Raw genomic sequence first — 16,869 nt, 5'->3', positions numbered from 1 at the left:
CAACATGCAGGAAATTTTTAACCGAAGGAGCATTCGTAAATTTACCAATCAAACGGTGGAACCGGAGAAAATCGACAGACTATTGCGTGCAGCCATGCAGGCACCATCAGCCATGAACCAACAGCCATGGGAATTCATCGTTGTGCAGGATAAGGAATGTCTTGAGAAACTTTCTCTCACATCCCCTTATGCCAAATTGGTGGCTGGTTCTCCATTAACCATTGTGTTACTGGCCAATAAAGATGATATTAAAGTTCCTGGCGCTCTTGGCTGGGAGGAAGATATGGGAGCAGCTGCCCAGAATATTCTTCTGGAGGCCGTTCACTTAGGGCTTGGCGGCGTATGGCTCGGTGTAGCCACTACAGAAACCATTCCACAGGAAATAAGCCGTCTTTTTGATCTTCCCGGCCACATCATGCCTTTTGCCATGATATCCATCGGCTATCCGGATGGTCAGGAGAATAAATTTGTAGACCGTTACAAAGAGGAAAAAGTCCATTACGAAAAATGGTAATAAACCAGGGAGAAAAGACGATGATTAAAATAATTGCGAACAACTACATCAAAGCTGACAAAGTAGAAGAATTTATCAGGCTTGCAAAGGGTCTTGTGGAAAATACAAGAGCCAAAGATGCGGGCTGCATCCGTTATGAACTCCTTCAGGATATCAAAAATCCCCAGATTTTAACCATGGTAGAGGAATGGGAAGATCAGGAATCTTTAAACGGACACGCAAACTCCAGTCATTTTAAAGAGGTTATGGCTGCTACCGCCGACTTTTCGGAAAAGCCCGCAGAACTCCATATCTGCAGAACCATCCTATAAGAAACCTTAACAGAAAAAACACCTTGACATTCCGGCAAAACCGGATTCAAGGTGTTTTTTCTGTTATGGCTCCATTAAGCTCTTAGACCTCAATGCCTCTTAACTTAATGTAATCTTTAATCAGAGCTGCTGTCTGCTCTAAGTCGATGCAGCTGGTGTTAATGATCAGGTCATAATTGTCCCAGTCTTCCCAGTTTTCACCGGTATAATAACGGTAATACTCCTTCCGTTCCTTATTGATTCTTTTGACTCGCTTTGCAGCTTCTTTTTCATCTACCTTATCCACATCCATGGTTCTTTTGATTAAGGTAGGATTATCCGCATAAACAAATATCTTCACCAGTCCAGGCACATTCACATCTTCCCGGCTCAAAATGTAATCTGCACATCTTCCGGCTATGATGCAGGACTCTTCCTCTGCAAGCTCTCTGATAACCTGAGACTGGAAACGGAACAGATTCTCGGGTTTTACAATATCCGAATCCGTAGAAGGCTTCCCTAACTGCGGCTTTAATCCGCTTACGATGCGGTAAAGGAGATTGTTCCCTGCTTTTTCATCCGCCAGACGGAAAAACACTTCTCCCACCGCACTCTGTTCGGATGTAAGGGTCAGGATCTCTTCATCATAAAAATTAATTCCAAATTCTTTCGCCAGTGCTTTGCCTACAATACGTCCGCCGCTTCCGTACTGTCTTCCTATTGTAATGACCAGATTATGCTTTTCTTTCATAATGCCTGCCTCCTTTGGTTACACGTTCTTTTCTTTGTGTTGTTTATTCTTATTGTACTCTATTATGGCAGGATTTACAATTATTATTGGGCTATGATCTCATGAAAACAAATGGCGCCGTAAGGTCTGATGCTCATCCGGTATGCACTGCCCTCTCCCATAGCTTTTTCCATATAGGCACAATAATCTTCGGCCAAATCATTGGGCAGCAAGGTCATGATGACACCGGCAAATCCGCCGCCATGGACCCGGCATGCACCGGCGTGTTTCTCTGCAAGATAAAGCTCTGTCAGGGCCAGCGCAATGGTGATTCCCTGCTCCTGATAGCTGGTGTTGGTAAAGCAGTTCTGAAGCCATTTCCAGGAGGAATTGCCGGAAGCAGTGATATTTTGTAAGAAATCTTCAAACCTGCCTTCCTTTAAAGCCGCTATCTCTTTATCGACCCTCTGATTCTCCTCAAAGAAATGAAGGGCACGCAATACAGAACGGTCTCCGGCAAAAGCCCGGACTTCACTCAAGTTTTCAATGACCTGTTCTTCTGTAATCTCCGCACACACTTCTTTGCCGAAAAATTCAGCTACTTTTTTCATCTCTGCCGGAACAGAGGAATATTCTTCACTTAAATCCGCATGTCCCTTGCCGGTGTTGACGATGATTAGGCTGTGGTCTCTGGATGCAAAATCAAATTCGATTTTCTCCACTGACGGGGCGGCAGGATTCTTAAAATCAATAGCAATCAGGCCGCCTACGGCACACGCCATCTGGTCCAGAAGTCCTGAGGATTTGTTCCAGTAAACATTCTCCGCAAATTTTCCGATATGAGCATACTTTACCACATCCAAACGGCCCTCATGAAAGAATGTGTTGATCATGGAACACAGAAGCATCTCATAGGAAGCAGACGAACTGACACCTGCCGCACTGATCACATTGGTGGTTATGTAGGCATCGAATCCGCCGATCTCATAGCCTTCTTCCAGAAAACCTTTTAAAATTCCTTTCGTTAAATCAATGGTTCCGGATTTTATATCGCTTGGAGAAAGATCATCCAGATCTATGGTAAAGTTCTGATTATAAGTTTCACTGACAATGTTTACGATTCTGCTGTTATTCTTGGCCGCCGCTCCCACACAGTCTAAATTGATGCTGCCGGCCAAAACCTTTCCATGGTTATGATCCGTATGGTTTCCGCTGATTTCCGTCCGCCCCGGAGCCGAAAACAAAAGTACCTCATCATCTTCCGGAAACTTCTTTTCAAAACTCAACAGCAGATTCTGGTAACGTTCAATATTCTCATCAATTCCATTCTCTCCGTATAAAGCTGCCATAAGTTTTCTGGATTTATCAGACTCAAGAAGCTTTAAGGTATCGGTTATTTTCATGTTTTTACTCTCCTTTTCCCCATTCAGTTTCAGAAAAAAATACTTTTTGTTAGAAGTATAACATACCATTCAAATTTTCTTCAATACAATATTCTACAAAAACCTATAAAATAATTTGACAGTCCTTTCTGTCCCCCTCTATAATAAAGAAATAACAGAAAAAATACATTGGAGGCACCCATGTACTGGAACGAAAAACCATACCATTCCCTTGATTATGAAATGAAACAGCAATACGGACAAAAGATTTATAAGCTGGCCCTTGACGGAGGCATGACCTGTCCAAACCGGGATGGTACCTTAGACCAAAGAGGCTGTATCTTTTGCAGCGGCGGCGGTTCCGGTGAATTTGCAGAATCTTTCTCGGCCCACGCTTCCATCCCCCAACAGATCGAGGCTGCCAAGCAAACTGTGAGTAATAAGATAAAAGCAGGTTCCGGCCGTTATATTGCCTATTTTCAATCCTATACCAATACTTATGCCCCTGTTTCTTATTTAAAAGAGCTGTTTACCCAGGCCATCCTTCATCCGGATGTGGTCATTCTTTCCATTGCCACCAGACCTGACTGTCTTTCTCCGGAAGTCCTTCTTTTATTAAAAGAGCTGAATCAGATTAAACCCGTATGGGTGGAGCTGGGACTTCAGACCATACATGAATCCACCGCTGCCTACATTCGGAGAGGGTATTCTCTCCCCATTTTTTCAGACGCTTACAAGCGGTTAAAGAAAGCCGGAATTACGGTCATTGCCCATGTGATCTTAGGACTTCCGGGAGAAAGCAGGGAAATGATCTTTGAGACCATTCATTATCTGGCTCATCTGGGTGAACGAGGCATAGACGGCATCAAGCTTCAGCTGCTTCACATACTAAAAGGAACGGATTTGGCCAAAGAGTATGAGAAAGGTCTTGTTCCCGTCTATACTCTGGAGGAATATACAGATTTAGTCATTGACTGCCTGGCTCTTCTTCCGCCGGAGGTTATTATCCACCGGATCAGCGGTGATGGACCGAAAAAACTGCTGCTGGCCCCTCTCTGGAGCGGCAACAAACGGCTGGTACTCAATACACTGGCAAAACGGCTGAAAGAAAAAGGCATCTGCCAGGGTGACAGATACCTCCAATGATTTATTGATTGTTATGAATCCCTCCATGTTCATCCACCGTCACTCCAAAGGAGATCCCCTGATAATACTGGTAAAATTTCTGTTTTTCTCCTTCGTCTGTCAATGACCTGGTGTATCCGGCTTTTGAAGTTCCCGGTACCAGAGAAATTTCCGTGGTTCCCTGATCGAAATTCACATTTACCCGCAAAAGAGCTGTTTTAGGAATGGAACTTCCGAATATAAAATTACCAAGGCTGTAACAGATCGGCTTTCCATTATAATATTCTACCCCCTGCAGCACATGGGGATGGCTTCCGATCACGATATCTGCACCGGCATCCACAATCTTCTTTCCCAGTGTCCTCTGATATTCCTGAGGCGTTTCATCTCTTTCGATTCCCCAATGGATATAAACCACCAGATAATCACAAACCGCATCCGCTTTTTTGATTTCTTTTAAAAGTATGGCAGGATCGTAACCGCTCACCATACCGGGTTTCTTGCTGTTTGCCACCCAGCCAGGATCAGGGTAGACTCTGGATGCCGCTAAAAATCCCACAGTTTTCCCCTGCACCTTAATGGTCTCCAACTGTTTTGCCCGGTTCATGTCGGGACCTGCCCCTACATATTTAATGCCGGCTCCTTCCAGTGTGGTGCAGGTGTCAAGGAGCGCTTCGGTTCCATAATCCAGCGTGTGGTTATTGGCAAGTGCTACAATGTCCACTCCGATCTCTTTCATCATGGAGACTCTGGAAGGTGTCAGCCGGAAGGTAAACTGCTTGTCCGGTGCCGCAGTTCCACGGTCACTGAACGGGAACTCTTCATTGGCCATAAAAATATCCGACTGGTTGATTTCAGTCCGAAATCCTTCATCCAGGACTCCAGTAATGCCTTTTGCATTATCATAAGCTGTAGTTACATGATTAGAAAGTAATATGTCACCCCCAAATAGCAGGCGAACCAACGGACTTTCCGGTGTTTCTTCCTGAGCTTGAGATTCCGTTTCCCCATCAGAAGAAATCAGAGTCAGGGCCTGTGTTTCTTCTTTACTCTCTGTTGATGGTTCTAAGCTCTGAGATGCCAGACTCTGATCGCTGCCAGTGCCCACGGAGGAGCCGGTTCCCCCCTTTATTTCTTTCCATTCGTTTAACCCGATCCAGCCGGCCAGCAATACAAACAGCAATACGGGAAGGAAAACCAGAATTTTCATCCATCCACCTGTTTTCTTCATCGACGCCTCCTGATTGTTAATAATTTCCACATGATTTTACTTTTTTCATTACGTTTTCCACATTTTTCAATTAAAAAAGCTTATTTTCGCCCCAAAATACAAGTTATCCACATGGTTCATAAGATTATAACATTTATTTTCCATAACTTTTCTTTTATAATAGTTTGGAATTAATTCCCATTTTTTTATCTTACACAAATTTCAAGGGTTTGTCAAATGGCTGAAAAAGGAGCCAGGGTTCGTCAAAAAGGAAAAAAATCTTTTCTCTTTGCTGCAACCGGCTCCTTAATTTATGATTCTTTCTGTAATTTCCTGACATACAAATGTTCATAAACTGAATTCTTATTTCTTTTTTTTAATTCAAAATTCCTATCCTGTAAAATTCTTATATTGCCCGTTTCCTATTCTGCAAGATTCTTATTCTTCTGTTCTCTTATCCTGCTATATTCTTATCCTGCATATTTTCATACAAATATATGCTTATAAAGACATGACGATTCCGCCATCACTGGCATATACCGTCGCAACACCTGCTGTCTCGGTAATAATCACATCTTTAAAGTCTGCCCGCTTTCTCATCTCCTGCTTTACAAACTCGGCCCGTTCCGGGTTATTGCAGTGAGCGATGGCAAGGACCTTATCCCTGGTATCACCGGCTTCCTTGACCGCAATCTCCACCATGCGTATGAGGGCCTTATTAATCCCTCTTGCCTGGTCCAGCTTTATAATAACACCGGAGGTGGAACCCATAACCGGTTTGATGTTAAGAGCCGTTGCAAAGAATGCCTGAAGTCCTGTGAGCCGCCCGTTTTTTCTCAGGGTATCAAGGCTTTCCAAAACAAAGTAGGTTTTCATATTCTTTATAAAATTCCTTGCTCTTTGCTCAATTTCTTCAAAGGGCAGAGACGCCTGACAGAGAGACTGAACCAATAAAGCAATGTTTAACTGCCCGGAAGAAGCAGAATCCGAACCTAATACTGCGATCTTTTTTCCATCTTCCCCATGCTCTTCTTCGTACAGCTTTTTGCCCAGAACCGCACTGTTATAGCTGCCGCTCAAATGTTCCGATAACGTAATTACAAAAATCTGATCCTCTTCGCATTCAAATGCTTCTTTGTAAAGTTCCGGAGAAGGACAGGCCGTCTTAGGACATTCACTGCTGTTCTTCACCAATTCCAGAAACTTTTTCTGATCAAAGGTGTCATCATCAACAATTTGAGTGTTTCCCACCTGCAATACCAGGGGAATTATTTGAAAGTGGGGATCTTTCTTTAAATCTGCAGTTAAATCCGTGCAGCTGTCCCCAATAATTTTATAGCTCATAATTCTATCTTCCTCCTAACACGAAACTTATCATGTAGTATTCATTACCATATATTATAGAGAAACCCGCCATTGATGTCAATAGGAGAATCAAGAAAAGGACCTGTACCAAGTGTTTTCCTGCGTACAGATCCTTTGTATATTCTACCAGTATTATTCCGCCATTGCAAGCATCAAATCATTGCTTCTGGCAATAAATTTTGTCATTCGTTCCGGTGTTAAGGAACCATGGCTTAATGCCGCCAGATCATAAAGCTGTTCACAGATGGCATTGGTATGAGTTCCTTCTTTATGTCCCAGAACATACTGAACCAGTTTGTTATTGTAGTTGAGAACCAATGTCTCATTGCCGCCAAACATGGAGTTATCCATACCAGGCATGGTATACATCTTCATCATCTCCTGCATACGGCGTGATTCCTCGGAAACAGTGATCATGGAGGAAACATTTTCATTCTTTAATTTCTCAACCTTTACATCCAGATTTTCTTTTCCCAAAGCCTTGCGGAACAGCTCGGTCAGAGCCTCTGCATCGGCTTTTATGGCTTCTTTATCCTCTTCACTCACTTCCTCCTTGAAAATATCGGATAAGTCAGAATTGATGCACAGGAACTTCACGTTCTCATTCTTCTGCTCCAAATAGTTCATAAACGGATTGTCGATATTCTCAGTCATGTAGATCGCATCAAGGCCAGCCTCTTTAAACATGTTGATATACTGACTCTGTTCCTTCTCATCTGTGATGTAGAAAATCCTGTTTTCGTGTTTTTCCTTGTTCTCCTCCAGACAATCGGAAATCGTCAAATACTTTCCTTTCAGGTTCTTAAAGAGAATGGAGTCGTTGATCTTTTCAGCAAATTTTTCGTCTTTCAGGCAGCCGAACTTAATAAATGGATTGATGTCATCCCAGTATTTTTCATAATTTTCGCGGTCTGTTTTAAACATCCCGTTTAACTTATCAGCAACCTTCTTAGAAATATAATCAGAAATCTTCTTCACAAAGCCATCGTTTTGCAACGCGCTTCGGGATACATTCAAAGGAAGATCCGGGCAGTCGATGACGCCTTTTAACAGCATTAAGAATTCCGGAATCACTTCCTTGATGTTATCTGCAATAAATACCTGGCTGTTGTAAAGCTTGATGGTTCCTTCCAAACTGTCATAGTTTAAATTCAGTTTCGGGAAATAGAGAATTCCCTTTAAGTTAAACGGATAATCCATGTTCAAATGAATCCAGAACAATGGTTCTTTATAATCATTAAATACCTTGCGGTAGAAGGCCTTATATTCTTCCTCGGTACATTCATTTGGATGCTTATTCCAAAGGGGATTTACATCATTGACCGGAACCGGACGCTTAGCGATCTTATATTTTTCTTTCGCCGGAGAAATCTCCACAACTTCCTTTTCGCCCTTTTCATTTTCTTTTTCCTCGGTCTTTGCTTCCTCTACGATGGTTTCAATAATAGTATCTGTTTCCTTCAGTTCGTCCTTTTCAATGGTCTCATATTGAGGCTCTGCAGAGGCATTGGTTAAATAAATTTCTACGGGCATGAAGGAACAGTATTTGGCAAGAACCTCTTTCGCACGGTATTCGTTGCAGAATTCCAGACTGTCCTCATTTAAATAGAGCTTGATGGTGGTTCCGGATTCTTTCTTATCTCCCGGTTCCATCTCAAATTCTGTACCGCCTTCTGATTCCCAGTGTACCGGTTCTGCACCTTCCTTATAGGATAAAGTGTCAATGGTAACTTTATCCGCTACCATGAAAGCAGAATAAAAACCAAGTCCGAAGTGACCGATGATCTGCTCTTCGTTGGCCTTGTCCTTATACTTTTCCAGGAAATCCCGGGCACCCGAAAACGCGATCTGATTGATGTATTCGTCAACCTCTTCCATGGTCATACCGATTCCATTATCCTGGAATGTGATGGTCTTTTCATTGGAATCAATGGTGACCTCGATCTTGAATTTTAAATCCTCCGGCTTCTCCCATTCTCCCATGATCTCCAGCTTTTTAAGCTTGGTGATGGCATCACAGCCATTGGAAATCAGCTCACGGTAGAAAATGTCATGATCCGAATACAACCACTTTTTAATGATCGGGAAAATATTTTCGCTGTTGATTGTCAAACTTCCTCTTTTTGCCATATCAGAACACTCCTCACTCATTCTATTATTTCTCTATATCGGTTCCATGTTTCCCATGGAATTCTCACAATTCACCTGCAATCAGTATTTTAATACGCAGCTCTAAAAATGTCAATAGAAAATCAGCACTCATTTTCATCGAGTGCTAATAATATCATTCTTCCATAAAAGAAATTTGATTGTGTTTTAAAAAGCCTTTAAACCCCTGGTCCCACTCTTCCTCCAGCGTCTTGTCCAGAGTAAATACAGAAACCGAGGTTCCTGTCACGCAGGTGAGTTTTTCCTCTTCATAACGGATATTTACGTACAATCCCTTTACCTGTTCTTTTGAAAGACCTATGTTCCTGGAGGCAAGAAACCGCTCGGTCCCTTCCTTTGGCATCAGTAATATAATGCGGAAGCTCACAGGAAGCCGTTTCCCCTTAATCAGAGAAAAGCAAAAAGGTTTTATGGCGGACCAGGCAGATAATGCTCCTATATTTCGTTCTTCCCGCTCATTGCGGGAGTAATAGCCGTCTTTTATGGTCCCATCTATGGTAAATGTATTATACGTAGAAATGGAAGCTTCCTTTACAAGAAACTGGTCAAATACTTCCCCTACAAATAATTTGGAGGTAAAGGATTTCATATCCTCAATTTTTACTGAAATCATTGCAACTTCTCCCATCCGTCATTGTTCTCCGTTTACTATACAACGATTTGTTCTCTGCTGTCAACGAAGGATTCCCAGAGGCTTTTTTCTATGGTATAATAAAAGGACTGGTTTCCCTATGGAAGCAAAATGGAAGTTAAGAAAAGAGGAAAACATATGAATTACATCAAGCAGTTAGATTCACTGATCGCAGCATCCGTTTCTCCTTACCACTGCATCATGGCAGCCTCTAAACAGCTGTCATCCGCCGGTTTTCAAAAACTGCCGCTGGCAGCCCCCTGGAAGCTGCAAAAAGGAGAATCCTATTATATAAACGTATTTGATTCCACCCTGATCGCGTTCCGCGTCGGAGAAGAACTGGGCGACGCACCAGCCCTTCGTCTGGCCGCCTCCCACACCGACTGGCCATGCTTAAAGGTAAAGCCTTACCCGGAAGTCACCTCCCTTGACTATGGAAAGCTAAACGTGGAGGTTTACGGAGGGCCGCTCCTTGGCACATGGTTTGACCGCCCTCTGTCCATGGCTGGAAAAGTATCTGTTTTGGGTCCCTCTCTGATGGAACCAAAGACCGTATTCGTTGATTTTGCCCGTCCGCTCCTTACCATTCCAAACCTGGCCATTCACATGAACCGGACTGCCAATGACGGGTTCGCCATCAATGCCCAGGTGGATATGCTTCCTCTCATTACCAGAATCACAGAAAAATTAAGCCGCGAAGACTTTTTCTTAGATGCACTTGCCAGGGAAGCGGGTGTAAAAAAAGAAGACATCCTGGACTATGAAATCTATATTTACAACTGTGAATCCGGCAGTCTGCTGGGCTTGCAGGAGGAATTTTATTCCGCGCCCAGGCTGGATAACATTACCTCTGTACAGGCTTGTTTGAGCGGTATTATAAACAGTACCTGCCAAACAGGCATTCATGCCATAGCCCTTTACGACAACGAAGAAATCGGAAGCCATACCAAGCAGGGAGCAGCGTCCGCGCTGACAGAGCATATTTTTGAAAAAGCCTTTCTATCTCTCGGTTATACCAGAGAAGCATTTTTAAACGGCCTTTTAAGCGGTTTCCTCCTGTCCATGGACGTGGCTCATGCCATTCACCCAAACCATGGGGAAAAATGCGACATTAAAAATCAGATCCTTATGGGAGACGGCGTCGCCATAAAGCTTGCCTCCAGTCAGGCTTATGCCACCGATGCCGCCAGTACCGCAGTCATTGAAGGCATCTGCAGGGACAGCAGGATTCCTTACAGAAAGTTTTCAAACCGTTCCGATGTAAGAGGCGGTTCCACCCTTGGTAGTATTTCCTCTGCCTTTTTGACCATGCGCACCGTTGACGTAGGCGTGCCTATTCTTGCCATGCACTCCGCAAGAGAGGTAATGGGAGCAGCCGATCAGGAAGCCCTTGTAAAACTGGCAGAAGCATTTTTCCAGGCGTAAGCATTTTACAAACGTAAGGTTTTATAATTATAAGTCTGCCCCTATACTATTGATAAGAATTATAAAAGATGCCGCAGCGTGATTTTACGAAATCACTTTGCGGCACCTTTTTATGAATCCTGATTCTGTTCCTGCATGGTTTCCGGCACCACTTCCCGGCTGGATTCCAGAGGCTGGCCGGAAGGTTTACTCCCTTCCCAGTACCGGTATCCGTACACTCCCCCGGTGGTCACAGAAACAAACAGAATCAGTATAAATACAAACGTCAAAAATCCCATGAACCTTTCATGTCCACGGCTTTCTCTGCGCCTTCGGCTCCGGCTTCGGGTTTTGATCCGGCTCGTATCTCTCTGTCTCATTTGCATTCTGCCCTGTCCTTTCCTTTTATCATTCATTAAAATACTTTTTATAAATTTCAAAAAAGTTGGTGGTGGTGGTTTTATCCTCTTTTGAGAATTTCACATTCTTCCAGATTTCATTGCTGAACGTAACCGGATTTTCTTGCTTAAACTTGGAATAGATCTGGTCAAAGGCTTCCTTTTTCCGTTTTTTATATAATCCGGCCTTTCTTTCCTGGGTGGCTTTTTCATCATAATCATTGACACATTTGATAATGTAATACGTTCCATTTTCTTCCACAACCGGGCTGATCTCTTCTGCCAGAAGGGCAAAAGCCGCATCTTCATAGGGGCCTGGTGCCTCTCCCCTGCCGATATGGCGTTCTATCACAGTCTCTTTTGAATACTCTCTTGCCAGGGCTTTAAAATCGGCTCCCTCTTCGGTTGCCTTTAAACGTACCTCTTCTGCCTCTGCCGGATCTGCCAGAACGATCTGGTCCACGGTGATCACCTTTGCTTCACTGTCGCTGATCTCCAGATTCATATCCTTTGTCAGCTCCGTTACTACCTTATTAGACAGAAAATATTCTTCATACATGGTTTTGACATCCTCCTTTGTCACCCCCATATAAGCAATATCATCTTTTGTCAAAGAGGCGAAGTATTCATCCGATGCTTTCCGTACTTTTTCCTTTTCGCCGCTGGTCAAAGTCACACCCTTTTCTTTCGCCAAAAGATTCATCATTTTCATTTCCTTGAGAAATTCTTTCACCTGATCCAGCAGATAGCTTTCAAAATTCCGGCCTCCCGGCAGCTCCACGCCCCAGATCTGGTTGGTATATATCTTCTGATACCGGTTCCGTTCCGTAGCAACGATAATCATGGACTGAGGCAGGGTATATGCTTTGGTTTCCGTAATCTCAGAAACAATGGGGATTTCAGACTTACAGCCGGTCAGCAGCGCCATTACAGCTGCAGCCACCAATAAGAGATTTCTCCCATGTCTTATTTGAACTTTCACGAACTCCCCTCTTTCCATGCTACAAAAGCAGCTTCAGTATTTTTAAAACTCCGTCATTGACATTTAAATCTGCCTGGAATCTTGCCGCATCCTTCACTTCTTTTCTGGCATTTCCCACCGCATAGCTGTAATAAGCCTGATGGAGCATTTCAATGTCATTGAGCTGATCTCCAAAGACCATGGTCTCCTCCGGTTTCATTCCCAGACTGTCCTGGAGAAGTTTTACCGCCTGGCCCTTATTGATTCCCGGCTTCATACAGTCCATCCACATGTCGCCTGCGATAGTTATCTTCAAACGATCGGAAAATTCCTCACGAAGATTTCTGGTATGGGACTCTACCTCTGATTTGCGGTACACGGAAACTTTTATAAATTCCGATTCTACCTTAGTTAAATCCTCCACACACTGGACCCGGAACTTGTAGCCGTTGATGAGCCAGTCCAAAAACTTCTCATTTTTGGTCTCCAGATATACAACATCCGGACCGCTGACCATAACGTCAAGTCCTTCTGTTTTGCGCACTTTCTCAACCATATCCATGACGATATGACGTTCAATGGGATTGATAAACAGATTTCTTCCGTGACAGCCAACATAAGCCCCATTGTCAGACAGATAAAATATCTTTTCTTTGATCGGGTCGAATATGGATTCAATGCTGGCCCACTGGCGTCCGCTTGCTGCTGCAAACTGGATCCCCTTGGCCCGAAGCTTTAAAATCACATCAAAAAGCTCCGGATTCACTTTATTGCTTCCATCCGGTACCAGAGTTCCGTCAATATCCGATGCAATCAGTTTAATCATTGTTCTCCTCCTGTTCAAACATCTGCTTCAGCTCCTGGTATACTCTTCCTACCGGCAATCCTACTACATTATTATAATCGCCGTCAATCCCTTTGATAAAAGCCGCGAATTTTCCCTGGATTCCGTATGCTCCTGCTTTGTCCATTGGCTCCTCATCGTCGGCATAGCGTTTGATCTCTTGTTCCGACATGGGATAAACGGAAACATCCGTCTTTTCCACAAAAGTCCTGACCGTACTGCCATTTTGTCCACAATAAATCAGGGTAACTCCTGTATATACCTGATGTGTCCTGCCCTCCAGCATGGAAATCATCCGGTAAGCATCTTCATGGCTGGCCGGTTTTCCAAGAATCTTCCCATCTGCAGCGACTACGGTATCTGCACCGATGACGCAGGTTTTGCATCCCTGCCTGCCAGCCACGTCCCGGGCCTTCTGAAGGGAAAGTTCTCTTACAACCTCCTCCGGAACACTTGAGGTTATGACTTCTTCTATGGTGCTGGGAACGATCTCTGGAACGATCCCGATCTGAGATAAAAGTTCTTTTCTTCTTGGAGAAGCCGAAGCCAGTACAAGTTTTATCCTTTTGTCCATATGCATCCTTCCTGTTTTTAAACGAACAAATAAGCGGGACCCGAATCGAATCCCGCCATTCATCAATATACTTTCAGACGTCCTACTAATGTAGTATCGTCCTCTTCACAAGCAGACTTAAGCTGCAGCCTCATGGTATAGACAAAATCAGCTATATAAAATCCCAAAAGGCTTAATGCTACGGTACGCACCAGCTGCTCCGGAACAATTCCTGCAAGCTGTTCCACAAACCCATTGAGGAACCGGAAATAAAAAATTCCTAAAAACCCCCATGCAACAGTGCTTTCCAGACAGATAATCCCTTGATAGTTAAATGCCTTCCGGCTGTAATCCCACCAGAACGAACCAAACAGCTTGATCATCATACGCGCAGTAACCAGTTCCATAAGAGTAGCCATGGCGGCTGATGCAAAATAAAGGAAAACCAGATTATCCGAAAGAGGTTTCAACAAAAACATGGCTCCCATAGCTCCAAATCCATATATAATACAGAATGGTCCGTGTCCGAATCCTCGATTGATCACAAGCTTCTTATTCTCATAACTAAGTACAACACATTCAAGAAGGTATCCAAGAAAGCTGAACAGGAAAAAGCATATGATCCTTTGATAAATCGACATATCCATTTTACCTCCAAATTTGACAATTTTTGAACTTGTTAAAGTATAATATGGATATCTTAAGAAATCAAGGATTAATTTCTTACGATTCGTGGAAATATTTTTGTTTCATTAATAAAATTGTCCCATGAAAATTGCAAGTAATATGCCGAGAAGCGCTCCCGCCGCTACCTGAAGCGGAGTGTGTCCCACATATTCTTTTAACGTTTCCTGAATCAACTCTCCTTTAAGCTTTAAAGGATTTTCCAGCAAGATGCTATTTAACAATTTTGCCTGTCTTCCGGTTTCTCTCCGGACTCCCATGGCATCATACATAACGATCATGGAAAGAACAAAACATACCGCAAATTCAAAAGAACCGGCACCATAGCGGTAACTGGCGGCGGTTGTCAGTGCACAAACCGTTGAGGAGTGGGAACTGGGCATTCCTCCCGATCCTACAAGCCTCTCCGGATTAAAGCTTCTGTTAAGGGCCAGGTCAATGAGGGTTTTTAATACCTGGGCTACCATCCACCCGGCAACCGCACTCATTAAAACCTGATTTCCTAGTATATCATCCCAATATTTCATGGTTTCCTCCATCTTATGCAGCGCTTTTCCAGCCAAAGCAAAATAAAATCCATCGTTTGAACCTGGCCACGGTTTCAGCCATACCGCAGACTTTATCCGAATAAACAATCACCATTCCCTCTCTGCTTTTCGGGGGAACCGGGGTCAGCGGCCACATATGGCGCAGGATCATATCTTTTTCTTTTTCTGTTAATTCAAAGTGTTTTACTGCGTTATTAAGCGCAGTTCTCGGATGAGTAAAACCATGGAAACGCTCCCCGGTTTCTTTGGCATGGGTATGCCAGTCATACAAAAATAAATCATGAAGAAGACCGGCTCTGGCAACTTCACGATAGTCCCAGCCCAGCCTTCTGCAGATGCAGTAGCTCATATAAGATACTTTAATACAATGGACCTTGCAGGTAGTATCTCCATGCTGCATAAAGTTATCCATGGACAGGAATACGGGGTGATCAATGATCCCCGCTACACAATCCATATACAACTGATCCTCACTGTAATCCTCCCACTCTGCCCAGGAAAGATCTTTCTCCTGGGTGAAATGCATGCTTTTCATTCTTATTCACTCGTCTCTTTTCTGTAATGTCAGCAGTCTAGCAGCCGGTGATCCAATCATAAAGCTCCTCATACTTTCTGGCTGAGGCCTTCCATGAGTAGTCCTTTTTCATGGCCCGGTGTGTAAGCATATTCCACTCCTTCTTTTTATCATAGTATACACGCTGTGCATACCGTATCATGTCCAGCATCTCATGGGCATTATAATTAGAGAAAGAGAAGCCGGTTCCACTGTTCTCATACTCATTATACGGTTCCACCGTGTCTTTTAAACCACCGGTCTCACGTACAATGGGTACGGCACCATAACGGAGTGCCATCAGCTGGCTCAATCCGCATGGTTCAAATAAGGACGGCATAAGGAACGCATCACAGGCTGCATAGACCTTATGGGACATGGCCTCAGAATAATATATATTCGCTGAAACCTTATCCGGATACTTCCATGCATAATGACGGAACATGTTCTCGTAGCGCTCTTCCCCGGTGCCCAGTATTACTAACTGGATATGATCCTGACATAATTCATCAATCACGCACTGGATCAAATCAAGTCCCTTTTGATCCGTAAGCCGGGAAACCACACCCACCATAAACATCTTCTCATCCTGGCACAAGCCCAGCTCTTTTTGAAGAGCCAGCTTATTCTCACCTTTTTTATCCGCAAAGTTGCCGGCGTGATAATTCTGTACGATGTATGTGTCCGTCTCCGGGTTAAATTCCTCATAATCAATCCCGTTCAATATGCCCCGTAAGCTGCCTTCTCTGGCACGCATCAGGCCGTCAAGCCCTTCTCCGTAAAACGGCAGCTTGATCTCCTGGGCATAGGTATCACTTACGGTGGTAATGGCGTCTCCATAGACAATGCCGCCTTTTAATAAATTTCCGTCCTTATAAGCTTCTAATTTGTCCGGCGTAAAATAATAATCCGGCAGACAAGTCAGTCTCTGTATGGTTTTTAAATCCCATACGCCCTGAAATTTTAAGTTGTGGATTGTAAGCACCGACTTTATGCTGCGAAAAAATTCGCCTTCATGAAACCGGTCCTTTAACAGAACAGGAATAAGAGCAGTCTGCCAGTCATGGCAGTGTATCACATCCGGCTGGAATCCGATGACCGGAAGTGAGGATAAAGCTGCTCTGGAAAAAAAGCAGAACTTTTCCAGATCATAGAAACCGTCTCCATATGGCCTGGAGCCGTTAAAATAGCCTTCATTATCAATGAAGTAAAAGGTGATACCCTCGTAAACATACTGAAGAATCCCCACATACCTGCTCTGGTCCAGATAATCCATATAGAAGTGGTTTTTATAAGTCATCTGGTTTCTCAGTGGTTCATCAATACACAAATATTTGGGAATCATGACTCTTACATCAATAAACTCCTTATTGAAGTACTTGGGAAGGGAACCCACCACATCTGCAAGACCTCCGGTTTTGGCAAAGGGGACTGCCTCTGATGCAACGAAAAGTATCTTCTTCATCCAAAAACCTCCCTTATCCTTTACGCCTTTTAAGGCGGTATCT

18 protein-coding genes are annotated in these 16,869 nt (G+C 43.7%); 4 read left to right on the top strand and 14 right to left on the bottom strand.

Annotated features, from left to right (window positions below; all coding sequences use genetic code 11):
- Nucleotides 1-4: 4 nt before the first annotated feature.
- Nucleotides 5-514 (top strand): nitroreductase family protein, encoded by a 510-nt coding sequence (locus VIG27_RS04080; RefSeq protein WP_394525430.1) that lies wholly within the window; start codon nt 5-7, stop codon nt 512-514.
- Nucleotides 515-534: 20 nt separating this feature from the next.
- Entirely contained in the window at nt 535-825 is a 291-nt protein-coding gene (locus tag VIG27_RS04075; protein WP_394525428.1) for a putative quinol monooxygenase, read from the top strand.
- A gap of 82 nt (nt 826-907) precedes the next feature.
- On the opposite strand, the gene VIG27_RS04070 is transcribed toward VIG27_RS04075, so the two are convergent.
- Together VIG27_RS04070 and VIG27_RS04065 are read right to left on the bottom strand one after the other, a co-directional pair.
- Complete coding sequence (locus VIG27_RS04070) at nt 908-1,555, bottom strand: AAA family ATPase (RefSeq protein WP_394525425.1); 648 nt, start codon at nt 1,553-1,555, stop codon at nt 908-910.
- An 83-nt stretch (nt 1,556-1,638) separates the two neighbouring features.
- Nucleotides 1,639-2,937, bottom strand: coding sequence for a galactokinase (locus VIG27_RS04065; RefSeq protein WP_394525421.1), 1,299 nt, complete (start codon nt 2,935-2,937; stop codon nt 1,639-1,641).
- A 180-nt stretch (nt 2,938-3,117) separates the two neighbouring features.
- On the opposite strand from VIG27_RS04065, the gene VIG27_RS04060 reads away from it, so the two are divergent.
- Complete coding sequence (locus VIG27_RS04060; protein WP_394525419.1) at nt 3,118-4,062, top strand: TIGR01212 family radical SAM protein; 945 nt, start codon at nt 3,118-3,120, stop codon at nt 4,060-4,062.
- A gap of 1 nt (nt 4,063) precedes the next feature.
- On the opposite strand, the gene VIG27_RS04055 is transcribed toward VIG27_RS04060, so the two are convergent.
- The 4 genes from VIG27_RS04055 to VIG27_RS04040 all read right to left on the bottom strand — a co-directional run bounded on the left by VIG27_RS04055 (nt 4,064) and on the right by VIG27_RS04040 (nt 9,398).
- Entirely contained in the window at nt 4,064-5,272 is a 1,209-nt protein-coding gene (locus VIG27_RS04055; RefSeq protein ID WP_394525417.1) for a CapA family protein, read from the bottom strand.
- A 480-nt stretch (nt 5,273-5,752) separates the two neighbouring features.
- Nucleotides 5,753-6,595 (bottom strand): DegV family protein, encoded by an 843-nt coding sequence (locus VIG27_RS04050; RefSeq protein WP_394525415.1) that lies wholly within the window; start codon nt 6,593-6,595, stop codon nt 5,753-5,755.
- Between the two features lie 153 nt (nt 6,596-6,748).
- Nucleotides 6,749-8,746, bottom strand: coding sequence for a molecular chaperone HtpG (gene htpG / locus VIG27_RS04045; protein WP_394525412.1), 1,998 nt, complete (start codon nt 8,744-8,746; stop codon nt 6,749-6,751).
- A gap of 154 nt (nt 8,747-8,900) precedes the next feature.
- Nucleotides 8,901-9,398, bottom strand: a complete 498-nt coding sequence (locus tag VIG27_RS04040; protein ID WP_394525409.1) for a DUF5721 family protein — start codon at nt 9,396-9,398, stop codon at nt 8,901-8,903.
- A gap of 156 nt (nt 9,399-9,554) precedes the next feature.
- Here VIG27_RS04040 and VIG27_RS04035 point away from each other — a divergent pair, with 156 nt between their 5' ends.
- Nucleotides 9,555-10,841 (top strand): M18 family aminopeptidase, encoded by a 1,287-nt coding sequence (locus VIG27_RS04035; RefSeq protein ID WP_394525407.1) that lies wholly within the window; start codon nt 9,555-9,557, stop codon nt 10,839-10,841.
- Nucleotides 10,842-10,951: 110 nt separating this feature from the next.
- Here VIG27_RS04035 and VIG27_RS04030 read toward each other — a convergent pair whose 3' ends face one another.
- The 8 genes from VIG27_RS04030 to glgA all read right to left on the bottom strand — a co-directional run bounded on the left by VIG27_RS04030 (nt 10,952) and on the right by glgA (nt 16,826).
- Nucleotides 10,952-11,200, bottom strand: coding sequence for a hypothetical protein (locus tag VIG27_RS04030; protein WP_394525405.1), 249 nt, complete (start codon nt 11,198-11,200; stop codon nt 10,952-10,954).
- A 28-nt stretch (nt 11,201-11,228) separates the two neighbouring features.
- The gene (locus VIG27_RS04025; RefSeq protein ID WP_394525402.1) at nt 11,229-12,200 is read right to left on the bottom strand and encodes a peptidylprolyl isomerase; all 972 of its coding nucleotides are present in this window, start codon (nt 12,198-12,200) and stop codon (nt 11,229-11,231) included.
- Between the two features lie 19 nt (nt 12,201-12,219).
- Nucleotides 12,220-13,005, bottom strand: coding sequence for a Cof-type HAD-IIB family hydrolase (locus tag VIG27_RS04020; RefSeq protein ID WP_394525400.1), 786 nt, complete (start codon nt 13,003-13,005; stop codon nt 12,220-12,222).
- Nucleotides 12,998-13,597, bottom strand: a complete 600-nt coding sequence (locus VIG27_RS04015; RefSeq protein ID WP_394525398.1) for a Maf family protein — start codon at nt 13,595-13,597, stop codon at nt 12,998-13,000. The genes VIG27_RS04020 and VIG27_RS04015 overlap by 8 nt, the downstream gene beginning before the upstream one ends.
- A 62-nt stretch (nt 13,598-13,659) precedes the next feature.
- Nucleotides 13,660-14,217: a putative ABC transporter permease gene (locus VIG27_RS04010; RefSeq protein ID WP_394525397.1), complete on the bottom strand. Its 558-nt coding sequence runs from the start codon at nt 14,215-14,217 to the stop codon at nt 13,660-13,662.
- Nucleotides 14,218-14,328: 111 nt separating this feature from the next.
- Nucleotides 14,329-14,787, bottom strand: coding sequence for a divergent PAP2 family protein (locus VIG27_RS04005; protein ID WP_394525396.1), 459 nt, complete (start codon nt 14,785-14,787; stop codon nt 14,329-14,331).
- A gap of 13 nt (nt 14,788-14,800) precedes the next feature.
- Entirely contained in the window at nt 14,801-15,343 is a 543-nt protein-coding gene (locus tag VIG27_RS04000; RefSeq protein WP_394525395.1) for an HD domain-containing protein, read from the bottom strand.
- A gap of 37 nt (nt 15,344-15,380) precedes the next feature.
- Complete coding sequence (glgA, locus tag VIG27_RS03995) at nt 15,381-16,826, bottom strand: glycogen synthase GlgA (protein ID WP_394525394.1); 1,446 nt, start codon at nt 16,824-16,826, stop codon at nt 15,381-15,383.
- Nucleotides 16,827-16,869 lie beyond the last annotated feature (43 nt).

The organism is Lacrimispora sinapis (genome assembly GCF_043633585.1).
In the GTDB taxonomy this organism is placed as follows: Bacteria; Bacillota; Clostridia; order Lachnospirales; family Lachnospiraceae; genus Lacrimispora; species Lacrimispora sinapis.
Note: the sequence above shows the minus strand (reverse complement) of the source record. Positions and strands in the feature narration are given on the sequence as shown.